Source organism: Anaerobacillus sp. MEB173 (assembly GCF_052119505.1).
Classification (GTDB): Bacteria; Bacillota; Bacilli; order Bacillales; family JBJMAU01; genus JBJMAU01.
Genome location: NZ_JBJMAU010000006.1, coordinates 154,023 through 166,413, shown reverse-complemented (window position 1 = coordinate 166,413; position 12,391 = coordinate 154,023). Strand labels below are relative to the sequence as shown.

Sequence of the window (12,391 nt, the reverse complement as noted above, 5' to 3'; positions counted from 1 at the left end):
AAACATTTCCAACTTTCTCTAATCCATTTTCAAGCACTAATTATAGCAAACCACAATTAGTTTACCCTTTTTTATTCAAACAGTTTTAATTGCTGCGGGGCAAGTCCTGTGTATGTAATTCCTAACATCTCAATGAGCTGTTTTGCATTTGCTGCCGCATCGCCACCAGAATTGTTGTTAAATAGTACACAAACCTCTTCTGAATCTTTCTCTAACTGCCGAAGCTGTGTTACCCACTCTGCCAGTTCCTCCTCAGAATAACGGTAGAGATAACGAACCTCTCTCCAGTTTCCCGTACCCGGATCATTCCAGCCATACTTATTTCGACCGTGGAATCTGACGAGAGTGAGGCTTGAATAGGTTGGATGAAGGACCGTCGGGACTGAGCCTTTCCCCGCCTGCGGCTCATCACAAATACTGTGAATCCAGCCTTCTTTTTCCATAAACACTAATGTCTTATCATAATAGTGAGGTGCAAACCAAGATTGATGACGAAACTCCAAAGCGACTGGAAGATTCTCCAGCTTCTCCTTACAATAACGCAAATAGTCCACATTAGCCCTGTTGCATTCAAACCATGGCGGGAATTGACACAGGACCATCTTAAGTTTACCTGCGGTTACAAGTGGTGTTACTGATTCAACAAACCGTTGAAACATCTCTGCTTTATTTGCAAATGGAATGTCACCACGAATATGGCCTGTTATCCCTTGGTAAGCTTTCACAACGAAGGAAAAAGATGAAGGAGTTATGTTCGTCCATTTATTGTAATTCGTAAGCGGCTGTATTGCATAAAAAGATGAATCTATTTCAACAATCGGAAAATGACTGCTGTATATTGCAAGCTTATCCTGACCTTTCGTACCTCCTTCATAGAGGTCATCATGATCTCCCCATCCTGTTAAACCAATATATATCATTGCCTATACTCTTCCCTTATAAAAAAATGATGTTAACTATAATTATGTAAGATTATCTCTAATTATTATTTTAAGACTTCTCATAAAAAAAAGCGAATCCAATGATTTGGACTCGCTTTTTTATTTATGGTTAATTATCCGATAGAACCTTCCATCTCGAACTTGATTAATTGTACTTAAAACAGCTTGAAAGGATTTATAAAGAAACGGCTTTATATCAAGGGTTTAACCGATTTTTATAAAATAGCTAAATATGCACATTAAAGTCATTTCGGCACGAAGTCGGCACAGAAACTCCCATAAGAATACATACATTTTATAATAAAATAAAAAAGAATCTGGGGAAGGACAGGACTTGTTAAGTAAAGGTCGGCAATCTAAGTGAAGATAATCAAGATATTATTCTTTCAGATTTTTACGAACCCATTCCGAGACTTGTTTTCCACTTGTATATCTACCTTGCAAAATGGCTTCTCCTAAATACCAACCTACCAGGCTGAGACGCAAATCTTGATAGCTATTCCCACGCTTTTGAACACGGATTTTGGTGAAAATAGGAATTAGAGCAACTTCAGCTGCATTCATATTTAGTATGAGATTGGTACCAAGCGCTTTTAATGCAATATTGAACGCAAGTACATCTTCTGGCTTGACACTAAAAAATTGATTTCGGTAAGAAGTCCAAATTTCATAATATAAGGCAATTCCACCACCCAATAGGGGTCCAGTCCCCGGAATCCCTGTTCCTATTGTGCCAGCTAGCAAAACATTCGGATCAGGTGATAATTCGTGACCAATAGTTAATCGAAGGGCAACATCACGGTCGCTGAGTGAGGCAGGAATACCTATGTGATGACGCATTGGGATTCCCAATACAGGACGTGATACGATTTCAGGGCGAAATGCGAGACCTACCGCAGTAAGAAAATGCCCAACCTGATTTCGGCTCGAAGGATGAGGGTCTTTAAATCCCTTTCCCCCGTGGTTCCTGTCGCCTTTGAATCCTACATCTTGAAACTCTATCCCTGTTTGCAGTCCGGGGACGATTTTGGATTCGGTAGCATCGAGTATGGCTATCAATCGTCCCCGAAGTGTTCCATCGTCCGCAATTTCTCTATCTTCGAACATAAGGGCAAGTGCTTCAGCATCATTGAAACCAGCTGCTCTCCTCAGATTTATAATTCGCTCTTGGTTTTTCGTTATTGCTAAAGGGAATAGTCTTAAAGAAGCATCTGTATTGGATACATCTACTTTTTGATTAGTGGGACCATAAGCAGACATGAGACTAACTGGGCTATCTATACTCATTAAAGTTGGTCTCCTTCTTTCCCACCCAAATGGTGCCCACGAGGTGTATGGTGTAGTAGGAGCAAAGTGGGCACAATAAGGTTCTTGTATGCTACTGTTATAACTTTGCCACATTTCTGGATAGTAAAAAGGGTAAAGAAATGAAGAGTGTCCGTAATAGGAATTCTGTCTGCACATTATTTTTCACCTTTACTTTCCTTTTTCTGACAGTATATATAGGTATAAACGTTTTAGTTAATTGTCTATGTAAAATTGGGTGTTCAGCCCAGCATCTCTTAGAAAGTTTGTTATTAAACACATAGTTTCAAAAATGACACTGAAATTCTTTACGGTGAAATAGGTTTTTCAACCCTCTCCTAATCCAATAGGAGCTGTCAAGGTTTTTGAATTGTTTTTGTTCAACAACATAATCGGAATTGACAATCATTCAGCTTACATGTAAATAGGTTGTGCAAGCCTTAAATATGTTTCAAATCGCTTGGGGCATAAAACCATCATAACAACAGCGGGTACTTATCTTGATATTACTGAAAAAATAGAAGAAGACGAACTTCAAAAGTTCGCCTCCTACACTCAAAGATAATTTTAATTTGGCACGTTTTATAACTTCCAAACCCTTGTTATACAAAGGTTTTTTATTTATTACCCAATAGAACCTTCCATCTCGAACTTGATAAGACGGTTCATTTCAACGGCATATTCCATTGGTAATTCTTTCGTAAACGGCTCAATGAAGCCCATAACAATCATTTCAGTTGCTTCTTGTTCTGAAATACCACGGCTCATTAAGTAGAACAGTTGGTCTTCAGATACTTTTGAAACTGTCGCTTCATGCTCAAGAGTAATGTTGTTATTTAAGATTTCATTATATGGAATTGTATCTGATGTTGATTCATTATCCATAATAAGCGTATCACACTCAATTTTCGCTTTAGAGCCTTCAGAGTTGCGTCCGAAGTGTGAAATCCCTCGATACGTTACTTTACCGCCATGCTTAGAGATCGACTTTGATACAATCGTCGATGAGCAATCAGGTGCTAAATGAAGCATTTTTGCTCCGGCATCTTGGTGCTGTCCTTTTCCAGCAATCGCAATTGAAAGAACTAATCCTCTTGCGCCACGGCCTTTCATAATGACAGCCGGGTATTTCATCGTTAATTTTGAACCAATGTTACCGTCAACCCATTCCATTGTTGCGCCTTCTTCACAGACAGTACGCTTTGTAACAAGGTTAAAGATATTTGGTGCCCAGTTTTGAATCGTTGTGTAACGCGCATAGGCGTTTTTCTTAACGATAATTTCTACAACCGCACTGTGAAGTGAGTTTGTAGAGTATACCGGTGCCGTACAGCCTTCTACGTAGTGAACTGAGCTGTCTTCATCAGCAATAATTAACGTACGCTCAAACTGTCCCATATTCTCAGAGTTAATACGGAAGTACGCTTGAAGTGGCGTATCTGTTTTTACTCCTTTTGGAACGTAAATGAATGATCCACCAGACCATACTGCTGAGTTTAATGCCGCAAACTTGTTATCAGTTGGCGGTACAACTGTACCGAAATACTCTTTAAAAATTTCCTCATGCTCTCTTAACGCTGAATCTGTATCTGTGAATAGAATACCTAACTCAGTTAAGTCTTCTTTCATGTTGTGGTAAACAACCTCTGACTCATATTGAGCAGAAACCCCGGCAAGATACTTTTGCTCAGCTTCTGGAATACCAAGTTTATCAAATGTGTTTTTGATTTCTTCTGGTACTTCATCCCATGACTTCTCAGACTTCTCAGATGGCTTTACATAATACGTAATTTCATCAAAGTTTAAGTCAGCTAAGTCGCCGCCCCATTGTGGCATAGGCATTTTATAAAAGTGCTCAAGTGATTTCAGACGAAAATCCAACATCCATTGAGGCTCTTTTTTCATTTTTGAGATTTCCTCAACAATCTCCTTCGTTAAACCCTTTTTTGAACGAAAGATCGAGACGTCCTTGTCGGAGAAACCATATTTATATTCACCAATCTCAGGCATTTTCTTAGCCATGACGAACCCTCCTTAGTTTTTGCATGGAGAACTTATTCTTTATCTTCCTTCTGACCTTCAAGACCTTTCTCCATTGCTTTCCATGCTAATGTTGCACATTTGATTCGAGCAGGGAATTTCGCTACACCTTGCAGTGCTTCAATATCACCTAAATCAAATGTTTTGTCATCATAGTCTTTTCCTAACATCATGTCAGAAAAAATCTCAGACATTTTCAGTGCGTCATCAATACTTAATCCCTTCACTGCCTGGGTCATCATTGATGCTGATGATAAACTAATCGAGCAGCCTTCACCAACAAACTTCGCATCAACGACTTTTCCATCTTCAACCTGCATTTGCAATTGAATACGATCCCCGCACGTCGGATTGTTCATGTTGACAGTGAGAGAGTCACCATCAAACTCTCCTCGATTTCTTGGATTTTTATAATGGTCCATGATTACTTGTCGATATAATGTATCGAGATTATTACCCAAAGACATGACCAAAATACTCCTTTGTTTTTATTAATCCCTTTACAAGGGCATCAACATCTTCTTCTGTATTGTATAAATAAAAGCTTGCACGAGCTGTTGCCGTTACGTCCAGCCATTTCATTAACGGTTGTGCACAATGGTGTCCTGCTCTTACAGCAATTCCCTCTGCATCTAACACAGTAGCTACATCATGTGGATGAACATCATCACAGTTAAACGTGACTACGCCAGCTCTATGCTTTGGACCATAAATTGTTAGGCCGTCAATCTCAGATAGACGCTCCATCGCATAATTTGCCAGCTTTTGTTCATGTGCTTCAATGTTATCCATACCAATTTCTTCCAAAAAGTCAATTGCCGCTCCAAGTCCAATCGCTCCGGCAATAATCGGGGTACCCCCTTCAAACTTCCATGGGAGCTCCTTCCATGTTGATTCATATAAACCAACAAAATCGATCATTTCACCGCCGAATTCAATTGGCTCCATTTTTTCAAGCAATGCTTTCTTTCCATATAATGCACCGATTCCTGTCGGTCCAACCATTTTGTGACCAGATAGCGCGAAGAAATCACAATCTAAATCTTGAACATCAATTTTCATGTGTGGAGTACTTTGCGCCCCGTCAACAACCATAACGGCTCCATGTTTATGAGCAATTGCCGCAATTTCCTTCACCGGATTCACTGTGCCGAGTACGTTGGATACATGCATAACTGAAACGATTTTTGTATTGCTCGTCACCGTCTTTTCAACATCCTCAAGTGAAATTGTCCCATCTTTTTGCAGCGGAATATACTTTAATGTTGCCCCTGTTTCCTTTGCAACTTGCTGCCAAGGAATAATGTTACTATGGTGCTCCATTGGTGTAATGACGATCTCATCACCTGCACCAACGTTTGCTTTACCATAGCTTTGTGCAACAAGATTAAGAGCTGTTGTCGTACCACGTGTATATACGATCTCTTCTGTTGATTTTGCATTAATGAATTTACGAACCTTTTCTCTGGCACCTTCATAGCCGTCAGTAGCCAGTGTACCTAGTGTATGAACACCACGGTGAACATTTGAGTTATATCCACGGTAGTATTCAGAAATTTTGTCAATGACTTGTGCTGGCTTTTGAGATGTCGCAGCACTATCCAAGTATACGAGCGGCTTTCCGTTCACTTCTTGATCAAGGATCGGGAACATTTTACGTATTTCTTGGACATTCATCATTTAACTTTCCTTTCGATTACTTCTGTTAAACGTTCTTTAACCGCATCAATTGGCAACTTTGTAACTACTGGAGCGAGGAAGCCATGAATGACTAATCTTTCAGCCTCTTCACGAGAAAGTCCGCGACTCATTAAATAGAACATTTGCGTTGGGTCAATACGACCAACAGAAGCAGCATGGCCTGCTGTTACATCATCTTCATCAATAAGAAGTATCGGGTTCGCATCTCCACGGGCTTTCGGACTTAACATGAGAACACGCTCTGTTTGAACACCGTTTGATTTCGTTGCACCATGCTCAATCTTTGTGATTCCGTTAAAAATAGAACTTGCAGCGTCTTTCATAACTCCATGTGTCAGCATAATGCCTTCAGAATGTTTTCCATAATGAATCACATTGGCTACGAAGTTTTGTTTTTGCTCGCCTGTTCCAATTGAAACAGTTTTTGTATCAGTATATGAATTATCTCCTACTAAGTAGGTTGTATTTTCCGAAACGGTATTTCCGTCATTCATTTGCCCTAATGCCCATTCAACCTTGGCATCACGAGCAACAGTAGCCCGTCGGTTCACATAGGTTGTTACACCTTTTGAAAAATTATCAACAGCTCCAAACGATACTTTCGATCCTGCTCCCGCATAGACTTCAGCAATAATGTTCGCTACAGCATTCGTTTGCTCTTCTAAAGATACATAGTTTTCAACATAAGTCACTGAACTATGGTCCTCTGCAACAATCAGAATGTGATTAAATAATCCTGCTTGTGAATCATCCAGGCAATAAATCGTTTGTAATGGTAATTCTACCTCTACATTTTTTGGTACATAAATGAATGTACCACCGTTTAATAATGCAACATGTAAAGCAGTTAAACGATTTTCATCTTTTTTTACAGCTTCAGTCATGAAATATTTTTGAACTAACTCTCCATGCTCACGAACAGCCGTTGCGATATCAGTGAATATGATCCCTTTTTCTTGAAGCTCGTTTGTCAATTGAGAGTAAGCTGCTGTACCGTCACGTTGTACAAGAAGATTTTGTTGTTCTTCTTTCCCGATCAATCCTTGAACAACTTCCGGTAATTCAGTAACTGCATTCACGCTTTTTTGTTCACTTGTATGATTGAATTGTGTAAAGTTCCACTTATCAATCTTTGTTTTTTCTGGTTTCGGCAATTGTAACTGTTGAGCTAACTCCAAAGACTCTAGACGTAGACGTAATAACCATTCAGGCTCTTGGCGGTCTTTAGAGAAATTCGTTACATATTGCTGATCGAATTGAAGTGTCGTATCTACTGACATTACATATTCCTCCTTACCGCTTACGCTTCTTGGCCTACTGTTTCGTCTTCGATTCCTAGCTCTTCTTTAATCCAGTCATATCCTTCAGCTTCCAGACGCTCTGCCAGCTCAGGACCACCTGATTTCACAATACGTCCTTGCATCATTACGTGTACTTTGTCTGGCTTAATGTAGTTTAATAAACGTTGGTAGTGTGTAATGATTAAACAGCCGAATTCAGAGCCGCGCATCTCGTTAACACCTTTTGAAACAACTTTAAGAGCATCGATATCGAGACCTGAATCAATTTCATCCAAAATAGCAATTTTCGGTTCAGTCATAAGAAGTTGTAAAATTTCATTACGCTTCTTTTCCCCACCTGAGAAGCCTTCATTTAAGTAACGCTGTGAGAAAGACTCATCCATTTCAAGAAGACCCATTTTCTCGTCTAATTTACGGATGAACTTCATTAGTGAAATTTCATCGCCTTCTTCACGCTTTGCATTAATCGCTGAACGCAGGAAATCAGCATTTGTTACACCGCTAATTTCACTAGGGTATTGCATCGCCAAGAAAAGACCAGCTTTTGCTCTTTCATCAACTTCCATTTCTAATAAATCTTCACCATCGAACGTTACTTTTCCGCTCGTTACTTCATATTTAGGATGCCCCATGAGTGCAGATGCAAGGGTAGATTTCCCTGTACCGTTTGGACCCATGATTGCATGAATTTCTCCTCCGTTAATTTCGAGGTTGAACCCTTTTAAAATTTCTTTATCTTCAATCGCAACATGAAGATCTTCAATTTTCAAGTTTGGAACTGACATATTTTTTACCTCCAATTTATCGCTAATTACATCATTAATAATTAGATACTTTTCTATTCTCAATCTATTCTCATTACAATCTTATAACAAAAGATTCTCTATTACAAGTGATTTGGAAACTAAAAATACTTTTTAAACACTTTTGTTTAGAAAGTTGATATATATCAATTTTACACCAGCTGTTTTCCTATTTTCAAAGATATCGACTCATGAAAACCATTCTCAATAGAGTGAAAATGAACAAGCTTATGAAATGTAAAATTTAGAATTTAAAATTATTGAAGACAGATTCAAAGATCACTCCTGAATATTGTATCTAAATTATTATTTCAATTATTGTTTCTTTCTATGCATAATAGTTCTATAGAATATGTACACAAAAAAAGCCAGCAATTTGTACACTGACTTTAGTTATTATACTGTAAAATTGTTGTGATGTGTTTGAATTTATCATTTTTTTGACATTTTTTCTACAATAATCTACAAAAGAGAAAAGCGCAGATGCCTTGCCAACCTCTACTACTTGCATTACTCCTTTGTAGGCAGGTTTGGCACCCTAGCTAAAAAGCAAATGAGATGGAGTAGAGAACTCCACCTCATCCTTTTCATTTATACTCCTAGTTTATGACTGTGATTATTAACAATTTCCAGACTCTTTTGGTAGTCAAGCTCGCGCTGTTTCTCAACCTTCATTCGATTTTCTAGTCGGCGATTATATTCCGCATATCCAATTCCATGAGATTGTTGCATCGCTTTTTCCATTCCTTCAGTATGCGGTGACTTCAGTTGGTGATAAATAATCAATCAACCCTTTCATTTTTACGGTTTTTAAGAAAAGCGCAAGCGCCTTGCTCAGCCGCGACAAGCACTGGAGGGCCGACAATAAGGGTTCCGCCTTATGGACACGTTTGACGGACCGAAGTGACCTCGAGCGGCTAGGCGCTGGAGCTAGACATCTGCGAATCCTTGTTTCACCGATTTTTTCTTTCGGTCTTTATCGTATCACAGTATAAAAAAAGTAACAAAAGCGATTTTCCGCAATATTTCCGCTCATAAAATTGTGAGAAAGAATTACGATTATGAAGTCTTTATCTTTTTTCAATTTTCACGAATTTACTCCTATTATCTAATTGTTTAGAATATTTACATCTTTTGTCGAATTATTGTATAATATAATCTATTGCTTTACTTGCGTTAGTTCAGAGACAGCATCCTGAACGAGAGTAACCGCTTGACTCATGACTGCCCCACCACCAAAGGCACCTGTTACAGCCACTGCTTCGAAGATTTCCTCCTCAGTACATCCTTGGTCAATACAGCCTTTTGTATGATAGATGATGCAATATTCATCTTGTGAATACAAACTGATGCCTAAGGCAATCAGCTGTTTTTCTTTTTGTGAAAGCTTTCCTTTCTCAAAGCAAGCTTCTGTAAAAGCGTTATATTTTTGGGCAATTTTCGGCATCTTTTGGGTGAAGTGACCTAACCCTTCTTTATACTCCTGAATCGCCATTTCAATTGTGTTCATATCTTGGTTCATATTTTGCATTTCCATGTTTACTCGCTCCTTTTTAGGTAATCAAGTATAGTATGACAATAAAAAACGTAAATATGAGGTTTAACAAAAAAAGGCCTGTCCACGGCACGCTAACGTACCAATGAACAGACCAATAATATTACTGAGTGATAGGAATTACGGCACCATTGTATGTTTCATTAATGAAGTTTCGAATTTCTTCAGAGCGTAAAACTTCAACTAATGCAAGAACTTCTGGACGAGTCTCGTCTTCAGAACGAACAACGATTAAGTTTGGTTGTAAAACATCTTCACCTTCAAATGCAATACCGTATTGTTCAATATCAACTCCACCTTCTAGGGCATAGTTAGTATTGATAACAACTGCATCTCCTTCTCCACTTTCAAAGGCTGGAGCAAGCATTTTTGCTTCAACAAGTGTAGAGAAATCTAGATTTTTAGGATTTGATACGATGTCTTCACGAGTTGCTAATTGTCCTTCTTCAACATCTAGTTCGATCACGCCTGCACGCTCAAAGATTGGAAGAATACGACCATGGTCGCTAAATGAATCACTCATAATAATTTTCGCTCCATCAGGAAGCTCATCTAAACTACTATATTCTTTTGAATAAACGCCGATTGGCTCAGCATGAATTGCACCAATACTAACAAAGTCATAACCAAATTCTTCGATTTGCATCGCTAGATAGCCAGGAGTTTGGAAGTAGTTTGCATCTAATTCTCCATCTCTTAATGTTTGGTTAGGTAAAATATAATCTTGGAAAGTTATAATTTCAAGGTCAATTCCTTGTTCTGCAAGTAGTGGTTTCGCTGCTTCTAAAACCTCTGTATGAGGAACAGCTGATGCCCCAACCACTAGTTTCGTTCTTTCTTCTTGTACTGCATCCTCTTGTCCTTCTTCTGCTGGTTGCTCACTTTCTCCACCACCGCAAGCTACTAGTGAAAGAGATAAAGCAGCAGCTCCGATTAAACTTAAAAACTTCTTCATCTTATTGCCCCCTTACGTATTATCTTTTATCTGTTTTATATGTGAGAAAATCACCGATCCATTGAATAATAAAGACAATGACCAGGATCGCGATTGTTGCCACCAAAGTTACCTCAGTTCTATTACGTTGGAATCCTTCTAAATATGCAAAATGACCAAGTCCACCTGCTCCGATAACACCGGCCATCGCCGTATAACTTACTAAAGCAATCGCTGTAACTGTAATACCGGAAATAAGTGCCGGTAATGATTCTGGAATTAATACTTTATAAATGATTTGCCAATTCGTTGCCCCCATTGATTGTGAAGCTTCGATAACTCCTTTATCTATTTCCCTTAGAGCTATTTCCACCATACGGGCATAAAAAGGCGCGGCACCAATAATTAAAGCTGGAAGTGCAGCATTGGCCCCTAACATAGAACCTACGATTACTCGAGTAAATGGAATGAGTAAAACAATGAGTATAATAAATGGAACGGATCTAAATACATTAACAATCCCACTAAATATAGCATTAATCGGCCGGTTTTCCCATAGATTCCCTTTGCTAGTTAAATATAGGACTAATCCTAAGATCAAACCGAGAATAAAAGTGGCTGCAACAGAGATTGATGTCATATAAATAGTTTCAATAGTAGCATCCCACAATTTGTCCCATTTAACATTCTCAAACCAGTTATTTAGCATAATCGATCACCTCCACTTCAACTTGCTGATTGCGAATGAAGGCAATTCCTCGTTCTATTTCACTTTCATCACCATTAATGCGTACAAACAAAGTTCCATAAGAGCCATCTTGGGTTTTTGATATTTTCCCTTGTAAAATATTAATCTCAAGATCAAAATTACGAATTAGTTGAGTGATTACTGGTTTTTCTGCCTCGTCACCAACAAAGGTCAATTGAATCACCTTTCCAGTTGGATCTTCAGCTAATAAATGTTCAATAGTTTCTATTGTTTCTTCTGGCTCTGTTACTTGCTTTAAAAATTCTTTTGTCATATTTTCTTGAGGTTTACGGAAAACGTGTAATACAGGCCCTTGCTCAACAATTTTTCCATTCTCCATCACCGCTACACGATGACAAATTTTTCGAATAACATGCATCTCATGAGTAATAAGAACAATCGTCAGTCCTAGCTTTTGATTAATATCAACAAGTAACTCTAGGATCGAATCCGTTGTTTTCGGATCTAGCGCTGATGTTGCTTCATCACATAATAATACCTTAGGGTTATTCGCTAATGCTCTGGCGATGCCAACACGTTGCTTTTGTCCCCCACTAAGTTGTGATGGATACGATTCGCCTCGTCCTTCAAGACCAACCAACTTAATCAGCTCATCGACACGTTTTTTTTGTTCTTCTTTTTTCACACCCGCAATTTCAAGTGGGAAGGCAATGTTTTCTCTTACGGTTCTTGACCAAAGCAGGTTGAAGTGTTGGAAGATCATACTAATTTCCTGTCTCGCCATTCGAAGCTCTTTTCCGCTTAATGACGATAGCGTCTTTCCGGCAACCGTAATCGTTCCTTGCGTCGGTTTCTCAAGCATATTGAGCATTCGAATTAACGTACTTTTTCCTGCACCACTATAACCGATAATTCCAAAAATTTCACCTTTATCTATTGTTAAATCAACATTATCAACAGCTGTAACTTGTCCGTCTTTTGTTGAAAAGATTTTTCTAATTCCTTCTAAAGAAATCATAATGAGCATCACCTCCATATTAAACTCATTATCCATATCATAATACTATACTTTAACTCCATATACAGTCAAAGTTTTAACAAA

General features: G+C 38.6%; 12 protein-coding genes. All 12 read right to left on the bottom strand.

Annotation, left to right across the window (positions count from 1 at the left end):
- Positions 1 to 71 precede the first annotated feature (71 nt).
- Positions 72 to 920, bottom strand: coding sequence for a DUF72 domain-containing protein (locus ACJ2A9_RS14230; RefSeq protein WP_441422333.1), 849 nt, complete (start codon positions 918 to 920; stop codon positions 72 to 74).
- 399 nt (positions 921 to 1,319) lie between these two features.
- Complete coding sequence (locus ACJ2A9_RS14225; protein ID WP_441422332.1) at positions 1,320 to 2,228, bottom strand: hypothetical protein; 909 nt, start codon at positions 2,226 to 2,228, stop codon at positions 1,320 to 1,322.
- A gap of 642 nt (positions 2,229 to 2,870) precedes the next feature.
- Entirely contained in the window at positions 2,871 to 4,268 is a 1,398-nt protein-coding gene (sufB, locus tag ACJ2A9_RS14220; RefSeq protein ID WP_441422331.1) for a Fe-S cluster assembly protein SufB, read from the bottom strand.
- A gap of 32 nt (positions 4,269 to 4,300) precedes the next feature.
- Entirely contained in the window at positions 4,301 to 4,753 is a 453-nt protein-coding gene (sufU, locus tag ACJ2A9_RS14215) for a Fe-S cluster assembly sulfur transfer protein SufU (RefSeq protein ID WP_441422330.1), read from the bottom strand.
- Positions 4,740 to 5,963: a cysteine desulfurase gene (locus ACJ2A9_RS14210; RefSeq protein WP_441422435.1), complete on the bottom strand. Its 1,224-nt coding sequence runs from the start codon at positions 5,961 to 5,963 to the stop codon at positions 4,740 to 4,742. The genes sufU and ACJ2A9_RS14210 overlap by 14 nt, the downstream gene beginning before the upstream one ends.
- Positions 5,963 to 7,267, bottom strand: coding sequence for a Fe-S cluster assembly protein SufD (gene sufD, locus ACJ2A9_RS14205; protein ID WP_441422329.1), 1,305 nt, complete (start codon positions 7,265 to 7,267; stop codon positions 5,963 to 5,965). The genes ACJ2A9_RS14210 and sufD overlap by 1 nt, the downstream gene beginning before the upstream one ends.
- A gap of 20 nt (positions 7,268 to 7,287) precedes the next feature.
- Positions 7,288 to 8,073, bottom strand: a complete 786-nt coding sequence (gene sufC, locus ACJ2A9_RS14200; RefSeq protein ID WP_441422328.1) for a Fe-S cluster assembly ATPase SufC — start codon at positions 8,071 to 8,073, stop codon at positions 7,288 to 7,290.
- Positions 8,074 to 8,682: 609 nt separating this feature from the next.
- Entirely contained in the window at positions 8,683 to 8,835 is a 153-nt protein-coding gene (locus ACJ2A9_RS14195; RefSeq protein WP_441422434.1) for a hypothetical protein, read from the bottom strand.
- Positions 8,836 to 9,250: 415 nt separating this feature from the next.
- Complete coding sequence (locus ACJ2A9_RS14190; protein WP_441422327.1) at positions 9,251 to 9,628, bottom strand: carboxymuconolactone decarboxylase family protein; 378 nt, start codon at positions 9,626 to 9,628, stop codon at positions 9,251 to 9,253.
- A 121-nt stretch (positions 9,629 to 9,749) separates the two neighbouring features.
- A complete protein-coding gene (locus ACJ2A9_RS14185; protein ID WP_441422326.1) occupies positions 9,750 to 10,601 on the bottom strand; it encodes a MetQ/NlpA family ABC transporter substrate-binding protein in 852 nt (283 codons plus the stop codon).
- A 19-nt stretch (positions 10,602 to 10,620) separates the two neighbouring features.
- Positions 10,621 to 11,289 (bottom strand): methionine ABC transporter permease, encoded by a 669-nt coding sequence (locus tag ACJ2A9_RS14180; RefSeq protein WP_441422325.1) that lies wholly within the window; start codon positions 11,287 to 11,289, stop codon positions 10,621 to 10,623.
- Positions 11,279 to 12,307, bottom strand: a complete 1,029-nt coding sequence (locus ACJ2A9_RS14175; RefSeq protein ID WP_441422324.1) for a methionine ABC transporter ATP-binding protein — start codon at positions 12,305 to 12,307, stop codon at positions 11,279 to 11,281. The genes ACJ2A9_RS14180 and ACJ2A9_RS14175 overlap by 11 nt, the downstream gene beginning before the upstream one ends.
- Positions 12,308 to 12,391: the final 84 nt, after the last annotated feature.

Bases quoted from the DNA above. Each gene is read 5' to 3' on its own strand.
- ACJ2A9_RS14230 (WP_441422333.1), bottom strand. From the start codon at position 920: ATGATATATATTGGTTTAACAGGATGGGGAGATCATGATGACCTCTAT.
- ACJ2A9_RS14225 (WP_441422332.1), bottom strand. From the start codon at position 2,228: ATGAGTATAGATAGCCCAGTTAGTCTCATGTCTGCTTATGGTCCCACT.
- sufB (WP_441422331.1), bottom strand. From the start codon at position 4,268: ATGGCTAAGAAAATGCCTGAGATTGGTGAATATAAATATGGTTTCTCC.
- sufU (WP_441422330.1), bottom strand. From the start codon at position 4,753: ATGTCTTTGGGTAATAATCTCGATACATTATATCGACAAGTAATCATG.
- ACJ2A9_RS14210 (WP_441422435.1), bottom strand. From the start codon at position 5,963: ATGAATGTCCAAGAAATACGTAAAATGTTCCCGATCCTTGATCAAGAA.
- sufD (WP_441422329.1), bottom strand. From the start codon at position 7,267: ATGTCAGTAGATACGACACTTCAATTCGATCAGCAATATGTAACGAAT.
- sufC (WP_441422328.1), bottom strand. From the start codon at position 8,073: ATGTCAGTTCCAAACTTGAAAATTGAAGATCTTCATGTTGCGATTGAA.
- ACJ2A9_RS14195 (WP_441422434.1), bottom strand. From the start codon at position 8,835: ATGGAAAAAGCGATGCAACAATCTCATGGAATTGGATATGCGGAATAT.
- ACJ2A9_RS14190 (WP_441422327.1), bottom strand. From the start codon at position 9,628: ATGGAAATGCAAAATATGAACCAAGATATGAACACAATTGAAATGGCG.
- ACJ2A9_RS14185 (WP_441422326.1), bottom strand. From the start codon at position 10,601: ATGAAGAAGTTTTTAAGTTTAATCGGAGCTGCTGCTTTATCTCTTTCA.
- ACJ2A9_RS14180 (WP_441422325.1), bottom strand. From the start codon at position 11,289: ATGCTAAATAACTGGTTTGAGAATGTTAAATGGGACAAATTGTGGGAT.
- ACJ2A9_RS14175 (WP_441422324.1), bottom strand. From the start codon at position 12,307: ATGATTTCTTTAGAAGGAATTAGAAAAATCTTTTCAACAAAAGACGGA.